This is a genomic window from Microbacterium sp. LjRoot45, from assembly GCF_964253325.1.
Taxonomy (GTDB): Bacteria; Actinomycetota; Actinomycetes; order Actinomycetales; family Microbacteriaceae; genus Microbacterium.
In genome coordinates this window covers 2,746,536-2,766,004 of record NZ_CAXUQM020000001.1, presented here as the reverse complement: position 1 = coordinate 2,766,004, position 19,469 = coordinate 2,746,536, and the positions used below count along the sequence as shown (strand labels likewise).

Annotated in this window: 17 protein-coding genes; 8 read left to right on the top strand and 9 right to left on the bottom strand. The window is 71.4% G+C overall.

Going from position 1 to position 19,469, the window contains the following annotated elements:
- Nucleotides 1-151: 151 nt before the first annotated feature.
- A complete protein-coding gene (locus ACSQ18_RS13150; RefSeq protein WP_436037864.1) occupies nt 152-754 on the bottom strand; it encodes a TetR/AcrR family transcriptional regulator in 603 nt (200 codons plus the stop codon).
- Nucleotides 755-820: 66 nt separating this feature from the next.
- Between ACSQ18_RS13150 and ACSQ18_RS13145 the strand changes: the two genes are divergently transcribed.
- Both ACSQ18_RS13145 and ACSQ18_RS13140 read left to right on the top strand, forming a co-directional pair.
- Nucleotides 821-2,929: a beta-galactosidase gene (locus ACSQ18_RS13145; RefSeq protein WP_436037862.1), complete on the top strand. Its 2,109-nt coding sequence runs from the start codon at nt 821-823 to the stop codon at nt 2,927-2,929.
- Between the two features lie 12 nt (nt 2,930-2,941).
- Nucleotides 2,942-3,541 carry a DUF1349 domain-containing protein gene (locus ACSQ18_RS13140; RefSeq protein WP_436037861.1) on the top strand — a complete coding sequence of 200 codons (600 nt, stop codon included), beginning with the start codon at nt 2,942-2,944 and terminating at the stop codon, nt 3,539-3,541.
- A 103-nt stretch (nt 3,542-3,644) separates the two neighbouring features.
- Here the strand turns inward: ACSQ18_RS13140 and ACSQ18_RS13135 are convergent, their stop codons facing one another.
- On the bottom strand, nt 3,645-4,250 hold the full coding sequence (locus ACSQ18_RS13135) for a fasciclin domain-containing protein (protein WP_436037860.1): 606 nt from the start codon (nt 4,248-4,250) through the stop codon (nt 3,645-3,647).
- A gap of 207 nt (nt 4,251-4,457) precedes the next feature.
- Between ACSQ18_RS13135 and ACSQ18_RS13130 the strand changes: the two genes are divergently transcribed.
- Nucleotides 4,458-5,447: an NADP-dependent oxidoreductase gene (locus ACSQ18_RS13130; RefSeq protein WP_436037859.1), complete on the top strand. Its 990-nt coding sequence runs from the start codon at nt 4,458-4,460 to the stop codon at nt 5,445-5,447.
- Between the two features lie 193 nt (nt 5,448-5,640).
- Here the strand turns inward: ACSQ18_RS13130 and ACSQ18_RS13125 are convergent, their stop codons facing one another.
- Genes ACSQ18_RS13125 through ACSQ18_RS13100 form a run of 6 tightly spaced genes read right to left on the bottom strand, consistent with a single transcriptional unit; the run spans nt 5,641 to nt 12,076 of the window.
- The gene (locus ACSQ18_RS13125; RefSeq protein WP_436037857.1) at nt 5,641-7,092 is read right to left on the bottom strand and encodes a rhamnulokinase; all 1,452 of its coding nucleotides are present in this window, start codon (nt 7,090-7,092) and stop codon (nt 5,641-5,643) included.
- Complete coding sequence (locus tag ACSQ18_RS13120) at nt 7,089-7,658, bottom strand: hypothetical protein (RefSeq protein ID WP_436037856.1); 570 nt, start codon at nt 7,656-7,658, stop codon at nt 7,089-7,091. The genes ACSQ18_RS13125 and ACSQ18_RS13120 overlap by 4 nt, the downstream gene beginning before the upstream one ends.
- A complete protein-coding gene (locus ACSQ18_RS13115) occupies nt 7,655-9,691 on the bottom strand; it encodes a bifunctional aldolase/short-chain dehydrogenase (protein WP_436037855.1) in 2,037 nt (678 codons plus the stop codon). Before ACSQ18_RS13115 ends, ACSQ18_RS13120 begins: the two co-directional genes overlap by 4 nt.
- Before the next feature lie 9 nt (nt 9,692-9,700).
- Nucleotides 9,701-10,540 carry an alpha/beta hydrolase gene (locus ACSQ18_RS13110; protein ID WP_436037854.1) on the bottom strand — a complete coding sequence of 280 codons (840 nt, stop codon included), beginning with the start codon at nt 10,538-10,540 and terminating at the stop codon, nt 9,701-9,703.
- Between the two features lie 4 nt (nt 10,541-10,544).
- Entirely contained in the window at nt 10,545-11,711 is a 1,167-nt protein-coding gene (gene rhaI / locus ACSQ18_RS13105; protein ID WP_436037852.1) for an L-rhamnose isomerase, read from the bottom strand.
- Nucleotides 11,708-12,076 carry an L-rhamnose mutarotase gene (locus tag ACSQ18_RS13100; RefSeq protein ID WP_436037851.1) on the bottom strand — a complete coding sequence of 123 codons (369 nt, stop codon included), beginning with the start codon at nt 12,074-12,076 and terminating at the stop codon, nt 11,708-11,710. Before ACSQ18_RS13100 ends, rhaI begins: the two co-directional genes overlap by 4 nt.
- A 135-nt stretch (nt 12,077-12,211) precedes the next feature.
- On the opposite strand from ACSQ18_RS13100, the gene ACSQ18_RS13095 reads away from it, so the two are divergent.
- Complete coding sequence (locus tag ACSQ18_RS13095; RefSeq protein WP_436037850.1) at nt 12,212-13,210, top strand: LacI family DNA-binding transcriptional regulator; 999 nt, start codon at nt 12,212-12,214, stop codon at nt 13,208-13,210.
- Nucleotides 13,211-13,420: 210 nt separating this feature from the next.
- On the opposite strand, the gene ACSQ18_RS13090 is transcribed toward ACSQ18_RS13095, so the two are convergent.
- Nucleotides 13,421-14,431 carry a LacI family DNA-binding transcriptional regulator gene (locus tag ACSQ18_RS13090; protein WP_436037849.1) on the bottom strand — a complete coding sequence of 337 codons (1,011 nt, stop codon included), beginning with the start codon at nt 14,429-14,431 and terminating at the stop codon, nt 13,421-13,423.
- Between the two features lie 169 nt (nt 14,432-14,600).
- On the opposite strand from ACSQ18_RS13090, the gene ACSQ18_RS13085 reads away from it, so the two are divergent.
- The 4 genes from ACSQ18_RS13085 to rhaS are packed head-to-tail and all read left to right on the top strand — an operon-like array spanning nt 14,601 to nt 19,339.
- The gene (locus ACSQ18_RS13085; protein WP_436037848.1) at nt 14,601-16,154 is read left to right on the top strand and encodes a sugar ABC transporter ATP-binding protein; all 1,554 of its coding nucleotides are present in this window, start codon (nt 14,601-14,603) and stop codon (nt 16,152-16,154) included.
- On the top strand, nt 16,151-17,182 hold the full coding sequence (locus ACSQ18_RS13080) for an ABC transporter permease (RefSeq protein ID WP_436037847.1): 1,032 nt from the start codon (nt 16,151-16,153) through the stop codon (nt 17,180-17,182). The genes ACSQ18_RS13085 and ACSQ18_RS13080 overlap by 4 nt, the downstream gene beginning before the upstream one ends.
- Nucleotides 17,179-18,237, top strand: coding sequence for an ABC transporter permease (locus ACSQ18_RS13075; RefSeq protein ID WP_436037846.1), 1,059 nt, complete (start codon nt 17,179-17,181; stop codon nt 18,235-18,237). Before ACSQ18_RS13080 ends, ACSQ18_RS13075 begins: the two co-directional genes overlap by 4 nt.
- Before the next feature lie 58 nt (nt 18,238-18,295).
- Nucleotides 18,296-19,339 (top strand): rhamnose ABC transporter substrate-binding protein, encoded by a 1,044-nt coding sequence (gene rhaS / locus ACSQ18_RS13070; protein ID WP_436037845.1) that lies wholly within the window; start codon nt 18,296-18,298, stop codon nt 19,337-19,339.
- The last annotated feature ends 130 nt before the right edge of the window (nt 19,340-19,469 follow it).

Below are 19,469 nucleotides of genomic sequence, written 5' to 3'. Positions count from 1 at the left end.
GATGCCGGTGCCGATACCGGGTGCCGGAAGTCGACACCGGATGCCGGAGTCGGCACCGGTTCAGGTGCCGCCCGCCCCAGCCGCCCGCCCCAGCCGGCCCAGCCCGCCCCAGCCGCCGGCCCCAGCCCGCCCCAGCCCGCCCCAGCCTGGGTCAAGCCCCGGCGACCGGGTGCAGGAGCGTCTCCAGGAGGGTGCGCATGGCGGCGACGGGGTCGGTGTCGTCGGCGAGCCACCGGATCTGAATGCCCTCCCACCCGGTCACGACGAGGCCGGCGAGGACGAGCGCATCGCCGTCGCCCGCGAGGCGGCCCGCGCGCCGGTCGTGCTCGATGAGGTCGGCATACTCCGTGACGACGGCGGCGTAGCGGGCCCGCAGCCAGTCGTGCGCCTCGTGGCCCGGGTGGGTGGCTTCGGCGGAGACGATCGAGAACATGCGCACGAGCTCGCGGCGCTGCAGATTGCGTTCCACGATCGCGAGCACGCTCGGGACGAAACCGTCGCGGCGGGAGCGGACCGGGAAGTCGGTGTCGGCGGCATCCTCCTGCTCCAAGACGGCCGACAGCAGCGCCGCTTTCGTCGGGAAGTGGTGCATGAGTGTCGTGAGGCTGAGGTCGAGCTGCTTCGCGATCTGGCGGAGCGAGCCGCCGCGGTAGCCGTGCTCGCTGAAGACGGCGGTGGCCGTCTCGATGATGCCGTTGCGGCGCTCCGCGGTCTTCGCGTAGGGGCCGCGACGGGCGGGCGGGGCATCGCTCATGCGACGAGCGTAACCGGTTCGCGCAGAAACCGTGCAACTGCACGGGTTTTGCTCTACGCTGGACGCGTGACTTCCCCCGCATTGACCGACGTCCGCCCCCGCTGGGTGAAAGACGGCGCCCTCGGCGCCGGCCGCTTCCGCTACGGCGCCGATTACAACCCCGAGCAGTGGCCGCGCGACGTGTGGCAGGAGGACATGCGCCTCATGCGCGAAGCGGGGGTCAACATCGTCTCCCTCGGCATCTTCTCCTGGGCGCTGCTGGAGCCCCGGCCGGGTGAATGGGACTTCTCGTGGCTCGACGAGGTCATGGACCTCCTCCACGAGAACGGCATCGACGTCGACCTCGCCACGGCCACCGCCAGCCCACCGCCGTGGCTCACGCGCCTCCACCCCGAGGTGCTGCCGCAGACCGCCGACGGCACAGTGCTCTCGCCGGGCGCGCGCCAGCACTGGCGGCCCACCTCGCCCGTGTTCCGCGAATACGCGCTGCGTCTGACGCGCGCGATCGCCGAGCGCTACGCCGGCCATCCCGCCCTCGTCGCGTGGCACATCTCCAACGAACTCGGATGCCACAACATCTACGACTACTCCGACGACGCGGCACGGGCGTTCCGGGTGTGGCTGCAGGAGCACTACGGCACCCTCGACGCCCTCAACGACGCGTGGGGCACCGCCTTCTGGTCGCAGCACTACGGCGCGTGGGACGAGATCCTGCCGCCGCGCGTCGCTCCCACGCAGCGCAACCCCGGCCAGCAGCTCGACTTCGAGCGGTTCTCCTCCGACGCCGTGCGCGACCACCTCCGCGCCGAGGCGGCGGTGCTGCGCGAAGTGACCCCCGACGTCGCCTACACGACGAACTTCATGGTCGCCCAGAACGTCCGCGACATCGACTACGCCACCTGGGTCGACGATGTCGACTTCGTCTCCAACGACCACTACCTGCGCCCCGGAGAACTCGGCCGCGACGACCTCTCCTTCTGGGCCAACCTCACCGGGAACCTCGCCGGCGGTCGCCCCTGGTTCCTCATGGAGCACGCGACGAGCGCCATCAACTGGCGCGAGGTCAACCCGCCCAAGCGGGCCGGTGAGCTCGTGCGCGACGCCCTCACCCACGTCGGTCACGGTGCCGACGCGGTCTGCTACTTCCAGTGGCGCCAGTCGCGCGCCGGTGGCGAGCGCTACCACTCCGGCATGGTGCCGCACGCGGGACGCGACAGCCGGGTCTTCCGCGACGTCGTCGCCCTCGGCGCGGAACTCGACGCGCTCGCCGCCGTCACCGGTTCGCACCGCGAGAAGGCCCGCGTCGCCGTGCTGTTCGACTACGAGTCGTGGTGGGTGAGCGGCCGAGACTCCCACCCGACCGAGGCGCTCCAGTACGACGCGGAGCAGCTCGCCTGGTACCGGGCGCTGCTCGACCTCGGCATCCGTGCCGACGTGCTGCCGCTCGCGGCATCCCTCGACGACTACGACGTCGTCATCGCGCCCATGCTCCACGTCGTGACCGACGAGGTGCGCAGGCGCCTCGAGCACGTCGTCCGCGACGGCCGCCACGTCGTCGTCAGCTACTTCTCGGGCATCGTCGACGGCCACGACCGGGTGTGGCTCGGCGGCTACCCCGGCGCGCTGCGCGACCTGCTCGGCGTCACGGTCGAGGAGTTCGTGCCGCTGCTGCCGGGCCAGCCCGTGACCCTCGGGTCCGGTTCCGTCGCCACCACCTGGACCGAGCGGATCGTCCGCCTCGCCGACGGCGTCGACGTGCTCGACACCTACGCCGACGGCGACCTCGCCGGCGCCCCCGCCGTCACCCGCCGCCGCGCGGGCGCGGGCTCGGCCACCTACGTCTCGGCCGACATCGGCCGTGACGGCGTCGCCGGCGTACTCCGCGGTCTCTCCGTCGACATCGACGCGCTCGCCGCAGACCCCCTCGCCGCCGACGGCCGCGTCGAGGTGCTGTCCCGCACGAACGGCGCCGAGCGGTTCGTGTTCCTCGCCAACCGCACCGACGAGTCCGTGCTCCTGCAGCTCGACGGCGACGCGATGGGTTCGACGGAGACGGATGCCGACGGCACACTCGCCCTCGCTCCGCGTGCCGTGGCCGTCGTCCGCCAGGATGCCGCCGTCCTCGCCGCCGCGGCGGCCGACGGCATCCGCTCGTCGTCCACCGCCCGCGCCTGAAAGGCTGACCGCATGAGCCACCACCCCGACGCGATCGAGACCGTCGTCTGGTCCGACGGCACGTGGACGACCCCGCCGGCCGCCGTCCGTGCCGACGGCGACGCCCTGCGCGTGACCGCCGCCGAGGGCAGCGACGCGTGGCGCCACACCGCCTACGGCTTCGTGCACGACACCGAGCACGCGCTCCTGGCGCCGCTGCCGGTCGGGCAGGCGATGGAGGTCGTGTTCGTCGCCGACTTCACCGAGCAGTTCGACCAGGCCGGCCTGTTCGTGCGCGCCGACGAGGAGCACTGGATGAAAGCCGGCGTCGAGTTCGCCGACGGCATCCTCCAGGCGGGCGCCGTGGTCACCGACGTGCGCTCCGACTGGTCGGTCGGCCCCGTGCCGGAGTGGTCCGGGCGCCGCGTGCGCGTGCGCGTGAGCCGCGGCGACGACGCCCTCACCGTCCGCGCGGGCGTCGACGACGAGCCGCTCCGCCTCGTGCGGGTCGCGCCGTTCCGAGGCGACGTCGACGCCTCCGCCGGTCCGCTCGTGTGCGGACCGATGCGGCCGGGCCTCGAGGTCGTCTTCCTCTCGTGGCACCGGACACCCGCCGACGGCTCGCTGCACTGACGCCCGCGCGTTCCGCCTGAGGCGCACGGGTTCGCTTGGACGCACGGTGGCCCCGGCCGGAATCGACCGGGGCCACCGCGCGACGGGGTCGGGCGGGCGGGTATCAGGCGGCCGGGACGAGCACCCGGTCGATCGTGTGGATCACGCCGTTGGATGCCTGGATGTTCAGACCCCAGAGCACGAGACGCGGGTCCTTCAGCGACGGCGTCTCGTCACGCAGGGTGAGGCCGCGCGGCTTCACGATGCCGCCGTTGGCCATCGTCAGCGACTTCGACGTGAGCACCTTGATCGGGCCGAGTTTCTTCCCCGCGACCACGTGGTACAGCAGGATGTCGGTGATCTGCTCGGGCGTGAACGCGCCCACGATGGTCTCGAGCGCTGCCGCCTCCGACTCCGGACGCGTGCCGGTCAGGTCGGTCACCAGCCGCAGGAACGCCCGGTCGTTCGGGGCGAAGACGGTGTACTTCGTGCTGGTGTCGGCCAGGGCGGAGTCGAGCCCGGTCGCGACGACGGCCTGCACGAGGATGTCGTAGTCCCACGGGTTGTGGTCGGGCGTTCCGCCGCCCGACGCGGCCACTGCGACGTCGACGATCGTGCCCTTGGGGGCGGTCGATCCGCCGCTCCCACCCCACGCCTGAGCGGGTGCGGCGGTCAGGGCCAGCGCAGCCGCGGCGATCACGGCGACGGTGAGGCGCACTCGGTTCTTCATCGGTCACTCCTTCGTTCAGATGAGGCGTCCGGGCTCCACGGCCGGGGCGTCAACCGTATGTACGCCGCGAAGCGCCTCGGCGGATGCAGGTCGCGCGATCGAATCTGACTCATTCGTGTGCATCCACCGCAGGCCCCGGCGACGAACAACGGAAGAGAGCGGTCGCCGACACGTCCACTCGGGCCGGCCCGGAGGAAGGGGTACCCCATGAAACGGCACGACGAGAACAGGGTCGTGGAATACGACCGCCCCGGTGATGCGGACGTGCTCGAGCTTCGCGCGCGGCCCCTCCCGGCGCCCGGGCCGGGTGAGGTGACGGTCGAGGTCATCACGTCGGGCATCAGCCACATCGACGGCTTCATCCGCTCCGGCCGGGAGGATGCCTGGGGCGACGACCCGTGGCCGCGCCGATCCGGGAGTGACTTCGCGGGCATCGTCGTCGCGGTCGGCGACGGGGTCACCCGGTGGCGACGCGGCGACGACGTCGTCGGACACGTGCGCGCGGGCGCTCACGCCGCGTACGTCACGGTGCCGCAGGCCACCCTGGTCGCCAAGCCGCGCGGCGTCACGTGGGAGACGGCTGGCGGTCTCTACCTCGCCGGGGCCACGGCGCTGGACACACTCGACGACGTCCGCGTCGGCGCCGACGACGTCGTCGTCATCTCGGCCGCCGCCGGCGGCGTGGGCAGTATCGAGGCGCAGATCGCCCGCCACCGCGGCGCCACCGTCATCGGCACCTGCGGCGACCGCAACTTCGACTACCTGCGCCAGGTCGGCATCACACCGGTGCGGTACGGCGAGGGGATCGCCGACCGCATCCGCGCCGCTGCGGGGAAGCCGGTCACGGTCATGATCGACAACTTCGGACAGGACGGCCGTGCGCTGGCCGACGAGCTGGGCGTGCCCGAGACGCGCTACCGGTCCAGCGAAGACCGACGTCGCACGGAGCTCGGCCTCCTCGCCGACGATGCCGAGGCGCTCTCGCGCGGCACCCGCCTGCTGGAGGAGGTCGTGCGCCTCGCCGAGCGGCGGGCCTTCACCGTGCTCGTGTCGGGCTTCTACCCCCTCGCCGAGATCGCCGAGGCCTATCGCGACCTCTCGCGCCTGCACGCGCGGGGCAAGGTGATCCTCGGCACACGCCCCGTGACGACCGTGCGATCGCTGAAGGCGCGCGACGTGTTCGAGGCCGCCCGCTGAGGGTCTGTCGGGCTCGCGCGCGCCGGTGGCGGCGGGCGGTCGGGGTGTTTCGAATACAGGGAAAACCGGCCTCCGCGGGTGGTGGCGACGGTGGTGGCGTCGGTTTCCCCTGTGCGCGTAACGCCGCGAGCCAGGCACCACCGCGGCGCACGGTAACGTCCGCGGGCGGACCCGGCGGCCCCACGCGAGCGGTTCAGGCGCGCGGCAGGTACCGGCGGGGCGCGTGGGTGCGGGCGACGAGGTCGCGGAGAGACTCCAGCGAGCCCGACACGAGCCCCACGGCACGGGCCTGCACGAGCACGTTGCCGAGCGCCGTCGCCTCGACAGGACCGGCGAGCACGGGGATGCCGGAGCGATCGGCGGTCCGCTGGCACAGCAGCTCGTTGAGGGCGCCGCCGCCGACGATGTGGATCGTCCGCACGTCGACGCGGCCGAGGCGCCCGGCCGCCGCCACGGTGTCGGCGAACGCCTGCGCGAGCGACTCCACGATCGACCGCGTGTACTCGGCGCGGCTGCCCGGGGCGGCGACCCCGTGCTCGGCGCACCACGCGTCGATCCGCGCCGGCATGTCGCCCGGGGGCAGGAAGCGCGGGTCGTCGACATCGAAGACGGGAACCGCGGATGCCGGAACCGCGGCGGCCGCCGCCAGCAGCTCCCCGAGGTCGACCGCGCCGCCGCCGTCGGCGCGCTCCCACCCGCGGACGGTCTCGCTCAGCACCCACAGCCCCATGACGTTGTGCAGCAGTCGCACGCGCCCGTCGACGCCGCCCTCGTTGGTGAAGTTCGCGGCGAGGGCCTCGGGGGTGAGCACGAGGCGGTCGACCTCGACGCCGACGAGCCCCCACGTGCCGCAGGAGATGTACGCGGCGGCGTCGGCCCGCATCGGCACCGCGACCACGGCCGAGGCGGTGTCGTGCGATCCGACGGCCGTGACGTCTACGCCGGTCGGGGCGCCGAGGGCGGCGGCGACCTCTCCCCGCAGCGCGCCGATGCGTTCGCCCGGCGCGATGAGCGGCGGCAGCAGCCGGGCCGGGATGCCGAGGGCGTCGGCCAGCGCGATGTCCCAGCGGCCGTCCGACCAGCGGAGGAGTCCCGTCGTGGAGGCGTTGGTGAGTTCGGCGCGGGCGCTGCCGGTGAGCCAGTAGGCGACGAGGTCGGGGATGAGCAGCGCCGTGTCGGCGAGGCTGCGCACGGCCGGGTCTTCGGCGGCGAACTGGTAAAGCGTGTTGAACGGCAGGAACTGCAGTCCGTTCCGCTCGTACAGTTCGGCGTGCGGCATCGCCGCGTGCACGGCCTCGACACCGCGGGCGGTGCGCTCGTCGCGGTAGTGGAACGGCTCGCCGAGGAGGCGGCCCTCCGCCCCGTCGCGCGCTCCGCGCAGCAGTCCGTAATCGACGGCCCAGGAGTCGACGCCGATCGAGCGGATGCCGTCGGCCCCCGCCTGGGCGAACGCCTCGCGGAGGCCGGCGAGGACCGCGCCGTACATGCCCAGGAGGTTCCAGTGGAGGCCGTCGCCGGCGATGACGGGCTCGTTGGGGAACCGCGCCACGGTGACTGTCTCGAGGGTGTCGGGGCCGACGCGCCCGGCGATGACGCGTCCGCTCGTGGCCCCGAGGTCGACCGCGGCGACGGTCCCGCCCGTCATCGTGCCCCCTCGCGGGGTCGCGTCGTTTCGTCTCGCTCCGCTCGCTCAACGTCCGGCTTGTCCCGGTTGCCGAATCGCAGCGTCTCTTCCCGGTCGTTGAGCGAGGAGCGCAGCGACGAGACGGTACGCGTCGTGCTCCGCTGTGCCCCCTCGCGGGGTTGCGTCGTTTCGTCTCGCTCCGCTCGCTCAACGTCCGGCTTGTCCCGGTCGCCGAATCGCAGCGTCTCTTCCCGGTCGTTGAGCGAGGAGCGCAGCGACGAGACGGTACGCGTCGTGCTCCGCTGTGCCGCCTCGCGGGGTTGCGTCGTTTCGTCTCGCTCCGCTCGCTCAACGTCCGGCTTGTCCCGGTTGCCGAATCGGAGCGTGTCTTCCCGGTCGTTGAGCGAGGAGCGCAGCGACGAGACGGTACGCGTCGTGCTCCGCTGTGCCGCCTCGCGGGGTCGCGTTGTTTCGTCTCGCTCCGCTCGCTCAACGTCCGGCTTGTCCCGGTCGCCGAATCGAAGCGTCTCTTCCCGGTCGTTGAGCGAGGAGCGCAGCGACGAGACGAAACGCGTCGACGCGGTCATCGGAGGAAGGCGGCGGCGACGCCGGAGTCGACGGGGATGTGGAGGCCCGTGGTCCGGGACAGCTCCGGGCCGGTGAGGACGTAGACGGCATCCGCGACGTTCTCGGGAACGACCTCGCGCTTGAGGATCGTGCGGTTGGCGTAGTACTGGCCGAGCTCCTCTTCCTTGACACCGTAGGTGGCGGCGCGGTTGGCGCCCCAGCCGGCGGCGAAGATGCCGGAGCCGCGCACGACGCCGTCGGGGTTGATGCCGTTCACGCGCACCCCGTGCTCGCCGAGCTCGACGGCCAGGAGGCGCACCTGGTGGGCCTGGTCGGCCTTGGTGGCCGAGTAGGCGATGTTGTTGGGGCCGGCGAACACCGAGTTCTTCGACGAGATGTAGATGACGTCGCCGCCCATGCCCTGCGCGATGAGCGCCTTCGCGGCGGCCTTCGCGACGAGGAACGAGCCCTTGGCCATGACGTCGTGCTGCAGGTCCCAGTCCTTCTCGGTCGTCTCCAGCAGCGGCTTGGACAGCGAGAGTCCCGCGTTGTTGACGACGAGGTCGATGCCGCCGAAGGCGAGGACCGTCGCGTCGATCGCGGCCTGCACGCCCTCGGCATCGGCGACGTTCGCCGCGACGCCGATCGCGACGTCGGTGCCGCCCAGCTCGGCGGCGGCGGCCTGTGCCTTCTCGAGGTCGAGGTCGGCCACCACGACGCACGCGCCCTCCGCGGCGAGGCGGGTGGCGATGGCCTTGCCGATGCCGGATGCCGCGCCGGTGACGAAGGCGATGCGGCCCTGATGGGTCTTCGGCTTCGGCATCCGCTGCAGCTTGGCCTCTTCGAGCGCCCAGTACTCGATGCGGAACTTCTCGGCATCCGAGATCGGCGCGTACGTCGACACCGCTTCGGCGCCGCGCATCACGTTGATCGCGTTGACGTAGAACTCGCCGGCGACGCGGGCCGTCTGCTTGTTGGCGCCGTAGGAGAACATGCCCACACCCGGCACGAGCACGATGAGCGGGTCGGCGCCGCGGATGGCGGGGCTCTCGGCCGTCGCGTGCGCGTCGTAGTAGGCCTGGTAGTCGGCGCGGTACGCGGTGTGGAGCTCACGCAGGCGGGCGATCGTGTCGTCGACCGACGCGGATGCCGGCAGGTCGACGATGAGCGGCTTGACCTTCGTGCGCAGGAAGTGGTCGGGGCAGCTCGTGCCGAGGGCGGCGAGGGCCGGCGCCTTCTCGGAGGCGAGGAAGTCGAGGACGACGTCGGCGTCGGTGTAGTGGCCGACGACGGGCTTGTCGGTGGACGCGAGTCCTCGGATCGTGGGGGCGAGGGCGGCGGCCTTCGCACGACGCTCGGGCTCGGGGAGGGCGGTGTAGCCGTCGCGAACTCCTCCGAACGGGTCGGCTTTGCCGTGCTTTTCGAGGTATTCGGCGGCCTTCGCGATGATTTCAGAGGAGTTCGCCTCGGCCTCCGCCGACGTGTCGCCCCAGGCCGTGATGCCGTGGCCACCGAGGATCGTGCCGATCGCCTGCGGGTTGGCGGCCTTGATGGCGGCGATGTCGAGGCCCAGCTGGAAGCCGGGGCGGCGCCACGGCACCCACACGACCCGGTCGCCGAAGATCCGCCGGGTGAGTTCTTCGCCGTCGGCGGCGGTCGCGATCGCGATGCCCGAGTCGGGGTGCAGGTGGTCGACGTGCGCGGCATCCACGAGGCCGTGCATCGCGGTGTCGATCGAGGGGGCCGCCCCGCCCTTGCCGTGCAGGCAGTAGTCGAATGCGGCGACCATCTCGTCCTCGCGGTCGAGCCCGGGGTACACGTCGACGAGGGCGCGCATGCGGTCGAGGCGGAGCACGGCGAGCCCCTCCGGCTTGAGCGTGCCCAGGTCGCCGCCGGAGCCCTTCACCCACAGCAGCTCGACGGGCTCGCCGGTCACCGGGTCGGTCTCGGTGCCCTTCGCGGAGGTGTTGCCGCCCGCGTAGTTCGTGTTCTTCGGGTCGGAGCCCAGCCGGTTGCTGCGGGCGATGAGGTCGGCGACGGCGGAGTTCGTCATGGGGTGCTTTCAGGATCGAGGTGAGGCGGGGATGAGGGTGAGGAGGCGGTCGGCGAACCGGCCGATCGAGACGGATGCCGCGGCCTCCTCGGGACGGTTCAGGTGGCCGTGCTGCGTGCCCGGCTCGGTCACGACGGTGACGTCGACGCCCGCGTCGTGGAGGGCGGCGGCGAAGGCCTCGCCGGAGACGCGCAGTTCGTCGGTGTCGCTGTTGACCATGAGCACGGGCGGGAAGCCGGCGAGCTCGTCGCTCGTGGCGCGTCCCGGGACGGCGTAGACGTCGGCGTCGTCGACCGGGCCGCCGAGGAGGTTCTCGTACATCGCGCGGACGATGTCGGGGCCGAACCGGTCGGCGACGGCGTCGGCATCCAGCGCGGCCCGCAGGGCGGCGTCGGGGGCGGGCTGCACGGCGAGCAGGGTCGGGTAGGCGAGGGCGACGAGCGCGGGAAGGTCAGCGGCGTCGCCGGTGTGGAGCATGCGGAGGGTGGCGCCCGTCGCGAGGTTCGCTCCCGCGCTGGCGCCGCCGATCGCCCACGGCCCGGGGGCGAGGTCGGCGCCGCGGGCCCAGGCGAACGCGAAGCCCACCTCTTCGGAGGCGACGGGATGCCGCACCCCGTCGGCGCCGGGGGTGAGCGGCGCGAGCCGGTAGTCGACCGACACGACCGTGATTCCGCGTTCGGCGAGGCCGCGCGCGACCCCGTCGGCCTCGGGCATGTCGAGGTCGCCCGCCGCGAAGCCGCCGCCGTGCGCCCACACGAGCCCGACTCCGGACGCGGATGCCGGACGGTAGAGCCGCACGCGGAGCGGTCCGTGCGGACCGTCGAGGGTGTCGTCGGTGACCGTCGTCATCGGCTCACGCGCCCCAGCCCGCCTGCGTGCCGCCCACGCGGTCGGCGGCGATCCGCTGCTGGTAGCCGCTCGCGGCGTACGCGGCCATCGGGTCGGCCGGCAGCCCGCGGGAGGCGCGCCACTCGGCGAGGGCGGGGCGGACATCGGTGTAGAAGGCATCCATCAGCACGGCGTTGGCCCCCAGCACGTCGTTGGCCTCCTGCGCGGCGGTGAGCGCGGCGCGGTCGACGAGCAGCGCGCGCGCCGTCATCTCCTGCACGTTGAGCACGGAGCGCATCTGCCCGGGGATCTTGTCCTCGATGTTGTGGCACTGGTCGAGCATGAACGCGACGTCGGGGTTGTTGAGGCCGCCGCCGCGGACGACCTCGACGAGGATCCGGAACAGCTGGAACGGATCCGCGGAGCCGACGATGAGGTCGTCGTCGGCGTAGAAGCGCGAGTTGAAGTCGAACGAGCCGAGCTTCCCGAGGCGCAGGAGCTGCATGACGATGAACTCGATGTTCGTGCCGGGGGCGTGGTGACCGGTGTCGAGGCACACCATCGCGCGCTCGCCGAGCGAGGCCACCTGCGCGTAGGAGGTGCCCCAGTCCGGAACGTCGGTGTGATAGAACGCGGGCTCGAAGAACTTGTACTCCAGCACGAGGCGCTGCTCGCCCGACAGACGCGCGTAGATCTGCTGCAGCGAGTCCTGCAGCCGGTCCTGACGGCCCCGCATGTCGTTCTGGCCCGGGTAGTTCGAGCCTTCGGCCAGCCAGATCTTCAGGTCGCGGGAGCCCGTGGCATCCATCACGTCGATGCACGCGAAGTGGTGGTCGATCGCCTTCCGGCGGATCGTCTCGTCGTGGTGGGTGAGGGCGCCGAACTTGTAGTCCTCGTCCTGGAACGTGTTGGAGTTGATCGTCCCGAGGGTCACGCCCAGGTCTTCCGCGTGACGGCGGAGGGCGCCGAAGTCGTCGACCCGGTCCCACGGGATGTGGAGGGCGACGCTCGGGGCGAGGCCCGTGTACCGGTGCACCTGGGCGGCGTCGGCGATCTTCTCGAACGGGTCGCGCGGGGTGCCCGCCGTGGGGAACACTCGGAAGCGCGTGCCGGAGTTGCCGAACGCCCAGCTGGGCAGCTCGATGCCCTGCTGGGCGAGGGCGGACTGGACGTCGGGGGAGAGCGTGCTCACGATGCGTCGCTTTCGTGGTCGGTGACGGATGCCGTCAGCTGGTCGTGCAGGTTGAAGACTTCGGCGAGGGGGGTCGCGGCCTGATCGGGGCGACCATCGAGGCCCACGAAGAAGGGCGCCATCGATGCCTCCCACTCCGCGGCGACCGGTGAGGCGGCGAGGTAGGCCTGCGCGGCGTCGTCGTCGTCGGTCTCGTAGTAGCCGAAGAGGCGAGCGTTGTCGCGATCGAGGAAGAGCGAGTAGTTGCGGCGACCGGCGGCGGCGATCTCGGCGAGCATCTCGGGCCAGACGGGGCTGTGGCGGGCGACGTACTCGTCGACGCGGTCGGGCGCGATCTGCAGCTGGAAGGCGACGCGGACGGTCATGGCACTCCTTCGTGGCGGTTCGCGGGTGGATCGCGGGTGGTCGGGCGTATGGGCGGTCGAAGGTCGGGTCGGACCGCGATGTGAAACGATTCAAACTGTAGTGTGGGGACCACGATCCGTCAAGACAGGCAGGCCATGGCAGTCAGCGTGAAGGACGTCGCGGCAGCGGCATCCGTGTCGGTGGGCACCGTGTCCAACGTGCTCAACCGTCCGGAGAAGGTCGCGCCCGAGACCGTCGCCCGCGTGCAGGCGGCGATCGGACGCCTCGGGTTCGTGCGCAACGACGCCGCGCGGCAGCTGCGCGCCGGACGGAGCCGCAGCATCGGGCTCATCGTGCTCGACAGCGCCAACCCGTTCTTCGCCGAGGTCGCCCGCGGCGCGCAGGAGCGCGCGGCGGACCAGGGCATCTCCGTGCTCCTGGGCAGCAGCGACCAGAGCCCCGACCGCGAGAACGCCTACCTCGACCTCTTCCGCGAGCAGCGCGTCAACGGGGTGCTGCTGACGCCCCAGCTCCTCGACGAGGCGCGGGCCGAGACGCTCATCGACGCGGGCCTTCCCGTCGTGCTCCTGGATGCCGAGTTCGATGGCGGCGGGCTGCCCTCGGTCGCCGTCGACGATGTCGAGGGCGGGCACCTGGCCGTCGCCCACCTCCTCGCGCAGGGGCGCCGACGGGTCGCGTTCGTCGGCCCGACCTCCATCCGCCAGGTCGCCGATCGTCTCGAGGGTGCCCGCCGCGCCCTCGCCGAGGTCGCCGGCGCGACGCTCGAGGTGATCGAGACCGACGCCCTCACCGTCCTCGACGGCCGGACGGCGGGTGAAGCGATCGCCGGCCGCGCGCGGAACGACAGGCCGGACGCCGTGTTCTGCGCCAACGACCTCCTCGCCGTCGGCGTGCTGCAGGGGGCGGCGATCCTGGGGTCGATCCGCGTTCCCGAAGAGATCGCGCTCGTCGGCTACGACGACATCGAGTTCGCGCAGTCGACCGTCGTCCCCTTGAGCTCGGTGCGTCAACCCGCGCGGGCGATCGGCGCCGCCGCGGTCGACGTGCTCTTCGAACGGCTGGACGACCCGGCATCCGCCCCTCGCCACGTGCGGTTCCGTCCCGAACTGGTCGTTCGCGCCTCGAGCCGCTGAGTCGCGGGCTGTCGCCGCCGCTTGTGCTGGGCGCCGGTGCCGGGCGCATCTGCCGCCGTTCGCTCGAAACCACAACATTTCGCCGAAACCACATCCTGCATGCGCGGGAGGCGTGTTGTTTCGCGGAAGGCGTGTTGTTTCGGTGAAGAGGTGTTGTTTCGGCAGGCGGCAGGCGGCAGACGGCGTGCGGCGTGCGGCGGGCGGCGGTGCTCAGCGGGCGGCGGTGGAGCGGCGCACCACCAGCTCCGGCTGGAACACCGTCTGGCGAGGGATGAGCTCGGGATCGTCGCACTCTTCGAGGAGGATGCGCAGCGCCGTCCGCCCGATCATGCCGCTCGGCTGGCGGATCGAGGTGATCGGCACGGCGGCGGCCGAGGCGAAGGAGATGTCGTCGAAGCCGATGAGGGCGATCTCGTCGGGCACGAGCATGCGGCCGCCGACCACGAGCGACTGCAGCAGACCCAGGGCGATGAGGTCGTTGGCCGCGAACATCGCGTCGGGCCACTCGCGGCGCGGCCGGCTCAGCACCTTCGCGCCGACGGCGACGCCCTGTTCGACGGTCATGGCATCCGTCACGAGCACTTCGAGCTCGACCGGGTCGAGGGCGTTGTCGGCGGCGACGCGTGCGCCGGCCAGGCGGTCGGTGACCTGCCGCATCTCCAGCGGCCCGCCCACGAAGGCGATGCGTCGGCGGCCGGTCTCGATGAGGTGCTCCACGGCCATGCGGCCGCCGGCGACGGAGTCGACCGACACCGAGCTGAACCGGCTCGTCCCGCCGAAGCGGTCGACGAGCACGGCGCGGATGCCACGAGACCGCAGCCGTTCGAGCCGCGGGAGGATGTCGCCGTAGGGGGAGATGAGCACGCCGCGCACCTGCTGCTCCTCGAACAGGTCGAGGTACATGCGCTCGCGGTTGGTGTCTTCGTCGGTGTTGCCGTAGAGCACGGCGATGCTGTGGCGGGAGGCCTCGTCCTCCGCGCCGCGCACGACGTCGGCGAAGAACGGGTTCTGTCCGTTGAGCACGACGAACCCGACGGTCGTGCTCACTCCGGCGCGCAGCTTGCGGGCCGCGTCGTTCCGGACGTAGCCGAGATCCTCGATCGCACGGAGCACGCGCTCCGCCGATTCGGACGACACGGTCTCGGGGCGGTTGAGCACGTTGGAGACCGTGCCGACAGAGACGCCCGCGGACAGCGCGACGTCTCTGATGCTCACCACCATGGGGCGCTCCTTCGCAGCCGGGGAAGATCCGAGGTCGTATCCGGACCGTGACTTGACCGGTGCGGATGTGATGCCTACAGTATCCATGAATCCGACCTGAATCGATTCAGATAGTTTCAGAATCCTTCAGATCGCTTCCGTCCCATCCACCCTCAATGAGGAGGCGCACGTGCCCGTCGCTGACGCACCCGTCGTGCTCGAGCTGTCGAAGGTCGTGAAATCCTTCGGCGCCGTCGTGGCCCTGCGCTCGGGCAGCCTGCGCCTGCAGGCGGGCTCGATCCACGCCCTCATCGGCGAGAACGGCGCCGGAAAGTCGACGCTCGTCAAGATCGTCGCGGGCCTCTATCGCCGCGACGGGGGCGCGTTCCAGCTCGACGGCGAAGACGTCGACTTCACCTCGACCGCGCAGTCCAAGGCCGCCGGCATCGCCGTCATCTACCAGGAGCCGACGCTCTTCCCCGACCTCTCGGTCACCGAGAACATCTTCATGGGCCGCCAGCCCGTCGGACGCCTGGGGCGCATCGACCGCAAGGCCATGCGCCACGAGGTCGAGCGCCTCTTCACGCGCCTCGGGGTGACGATCGACCCCGACCGCCCGGCCGAGGGCCTGTCGATCGCCGACCAGCAGGTCATCGAGATCGCGAAGGCCGTCTCGCTGGATGCCAGGGTGCTCATCATGGACGAGCCCACCGCGGCGCTGTCCGGCGTCGAGGTCGAGCGCCTGTTCGCGATCGCGCGGAGCCTGCGCGACGAGGGGCGCGGGCTCATCTTCATCTCCCACCGCTTCGACGAGGTCTTCGCGCTGTGCGACACCGTCACCGTCATGCGCGACGGCGCCTACATCGCCACGACCCCCATCGCCGAGACGACCCCCGCCGAACTGGTCCGCCAGATGGTCGGCCGCGACGTCACGGAACTGTTCCCCAAGCAGGAGACGGCGATCGGCGAGCCGCTCCTGCAGGTCGAGAACCTCACGAGCCCCGGGGTCTTCCACGACATCTCCTTCACGGTGCGCGCGGGCGAGATCGTCGGGCTTGCCGGGCTCGTCGGCGCCGGCCGCAGCGAGGTCGCCCGCGCGGTGTTCGGCGTCGACGGCTACCGCGAGGGCACGGTCACGATGAAGGGAAAGCGCATCGCGCGTTCGCGTCCGACCGACGCGATGCGGGCGGGTCTCGCGCTCGTTCCCGAAGACCGCCGCAAGCAGGGGCTCGTCATCGAGTCGGGCGTCGGGCGCAACATCACGACCGCGATCCGCCGTCAGCTGTCGAAGTTCGGGCTGCTCACGACCGGCATGGAGAACCGCGCGGCGCGCGAGTGGGCGAGCCGCCTCGAAGTGAAGGCGCACGCGCTCGACACCGTCGCCTCCACCCTCTCCGGCGGCAACCAGCAGAAGGTCGTGCTCGCCAAATGGCTCGCGACCCAGCCCGACGTCCTCATCATCGATGAGCCCACGCGCGGCATCGACGTGGGCACCAAGTCGGAGGTGCACCGCCTCCTCTCCCAGCTCGCGGGAGAGGGCATGGGCATCCTCATGATCTCCTCCGAGCTCCCCGAGGTGCTCGGCATGGCCGACCGCGTGCTCGTCATGCGCGAGGGGCGCATCACGGCCGAGATCGACCGAGCGGATGCCACGTCCGAGAACGTCATGTTCGCCGCCACCCACGCCACCTCCAACGCTGCCGCCGCCAACGCTGCCACGACCGACGCGGGAGAGAACTCGTGACCTTCACGTCCACCACCCGCATCCCCGTCTCGGGCCTCACCCGGCGCATCGGCGCCCTCGGCAAAGCGCGCGAGTTCGGCATCCTCATCGCCCTCGCGATCGTCGTGATCGCCGCGACGGCGAAGAACCCGGCGTTCCTCTTCAGCCCCGACGGCTGGCGCGACCTGCTGCTGACCCCGTCGATCCTCGTACTCGTGGCCGTGGGCCAGGCCTTCGTCATCATCACCCGCAACGTCGACCTCTCGGTCGGGTCGGTGATGGGGCTCTCGGCCTACCTCACGGGGAGGCTCTTCATCGACGTCCCCGGCATCCCGATTCCCGTCGTCGTGCTGCTCGCGGTGCTGTTCGGCGGCGTGCTGGGCCTCATCAACGGTGCGCTGGTCGCGATCGCGCGGGTGCCGGCGATGGTCATCACTCTCGGCACGCTGTATGCCTACCGCGGCATCAACGTCATGTGGGCCGGCTCCAGCCGCGTGAACGCGTCCGACATGCCGCGGGAGTTCCTCGCGCTCGGCACGGGACAGCTGCTGTGGATCCCCGTGCTGTCGATCGTCGCCTTCGTCGTGCTCGCCATCGCCGCCTGGTACATGCGCAACACGCGCGGCGGCCGCGAGTACTACGCGATCGGTTCCGATCCGGCCGCCGCCGAGCTCTACGGCCTGAAGGTGACGCGCCGCGTGCTGACCGCCTTCGTGCTCTCCGGTGCGCTCGCCGGCCTCGCGGGCGTCTTCTACGCCGCGCGGTACGGCTCGGTGAGCTCGCAGGCCGGTGCCGGATGGGAGTTGGATGCCGTGGGCGCTGCCGTCATCGGCGGCGTCGCGATCACCGGCGGGGTCGGCACCGTGTGGGGCGCGGCGATCGGTGCCGTCCTGCTCATGACGATCAACCGGGCGCTGCCGATCCTCGGCATCCCGGACTTCTGGCAGCGCGCCGTCGTCGGCGTGCTCATCATCGGGGCGATCGTGCTGGACCGCTGGCTGGCCGTGCGGCAGAGACAGCGCCTCATCGAAGCGAGGGACGAGTCATGACCACCCAGACCTCTCCCGCGACCGCCTCGGTGCGGGTCGCGCGCGACTTCGAGAAGCCGTTGTGGCGTCGCGTGCTGCTGTCGCGCGAAACGGCGATCGTCGCCCTGCTGGTGCTGGTCGTCGTCGTGTCGGCGGCCACCGTCCGCGGCTTCGCGCAGCCGATCACCGCGAACTACCTCCTGCTCGACATCGCGCCCATCCTGCTGATCGCCCTCCCGATGACGCTCGTCATGATCACGGGCGAGATCGATCTGTCGGTGGGCAGCATGGTCGGCCTCGCGAGCGTCGTCACGGGCGTGGCCGTCGAAGCGGGGGTCCCGTTCGAGGCGGCCGCGCTGCTCGCCCTGCTCGTCGGTGTGATCGGCGGCGCTGTCAACGGCTTCCTCGTGACCGTCGTGGGCCTGCCGTCGCTCGCGGTCACGATCGGCACGCTCGCCCTCTTCCGCGGGCTTGCGGTGGGCCTCCTTGGCACGACCGCGGTCACCGACTTCCCGGAGGCGTGGACGGCGCTCGCGAAGGCGAAAATCGCCGGCACGACGATCCCGTACATCATGGTGCCGTTCCTGATCCTGCTCGTGATCTTCGTGATCGTGCTGCACTTCACCCCGTTCGGCCGCGGCATCTTCGCGATCGGACTGTCGAAGGATGCCGCCCGGTTCTCCGGCGTGCACGTGGAGCGCACGAAGTTCATCCTGTTCGTCGTCGCCGGGCTCGTCTCGGCCTTCGCCGGGATCTACTACACGCTGCGCTTCGGCAGCGCCCGCGGCGACAACGCGACGGGACTCGAGCTCCAGGTGATCGCCGCCGTCGTGCTCGGCGGGGTATCCGTCTTCGGCGGCCGGGGACAGCTGTACGGGGTGGTCGCCGCGGCCCTCCTCATCGGCACGCTCTCCAGCGCGCTGCGCCTGGCCAACGTCACCTCCGACGTCATCAACATCATCACCGGCGTGCTGCTGGTGCTCTCCGTCGTGGCCGCGAGCGTGCTCGCCTGGCTGCAGCGCGTGCGCACCCGCCCCGCTCGCCCCTCGCACTCCGCAGCGCGAACCGCACCATGACCTGCTGCGCGACCCCGGCCGACGACATCCGTCGCGGCGCACCCACGAAAGGAAAACAATGATGTTTGCACGCACACGCGTCGCGGCCGTCGCGGCCGTCGCCGTCGTCGCCGCGCTCGCGCTCGCCGGCTGCGCCGACACCGGCACGACGCCCGCGCCGGGTTCGACGGGCGACGGCGGCGACACCGCCAACCTCGCGATCACGTTCCTGCCGAAGAACCTGGGTAACCCCTACTTCGACACCTCCAGCAAGGGCGGCAAGACCGCCGTCGACGAGCTCGGCGGCACCTTCGCCGAGGTGGGACCGGCCGAGGCCACCCCCGACGCTCAGGTCAGCTACATCAACACCGCGACCCAGCAGGGTGTCGGCGCGCTGGTCGTGTCGGCCAACGACCCGCAGGCGATCTGCGACGCCCTCAACGAGGCGCGCGACGCCGGCGTCAAGGTCGTCACGTTCGACTCCGACACCAACCCCGACTGCCGCGACCTGTTCATCAACCAGGCGACCGCCGACGGAATTGCCAAGATCCAGGTCGACCTCATCGCGGAGCAGATCGGCGACGAGGGCGAGATCGCGATCCTCTCGGCATCCGCCAACGCGACCAACCAGAACGCGTGGATCGAGACGATGAAGGAGATCCTCGCGGCCGACCACCCGAACATCACCCTCGTCGAGACGGTCTACGGCGACGACGACGACCAGACGTCGTTCGACAAGACCGCGGCGCTGCTGCAGTCGCACCCGAACCTGAAGGGCATCATCTCGCCCACCACGGTCGGTGTCGCCGCGGCGGCCCGCTACCTGTCGACGTCGGACTACAAGGGCAAGGTCGCACTGACCGGCCTCGGCACCCCGAACCAGATGCGCGAGTACGTCGAGGACGGCACCGTCACCGCGTTCGCGCTGTGGAACCCGGAGGAGCTCGGCTACCTCGCCGCCTACGCCGCCGCCGCCCTCATCAAGGGCGACATCACCGGCGCGGAGGGCGACAGCTTCGAGGCGGGCGACCTCGGCTCCTACGAGGTCGGCGCGGACTCCACCGTGCTGCTCGGCGACCCGTACGTCTTCGACAAGGAGAACATCGGGAACTTCGACTTCTGAGTCACCCCGCAGCGCCCCCGGATGCCGATCTCGCGTCGGCTCCGGGGGCGCTTCCGCGCGCATGCGCTTCCGCTCCTGCCGACACCGCACGCTTCCGCTCCTGCCGAAACCGCACGCTTCCGCCGAATCC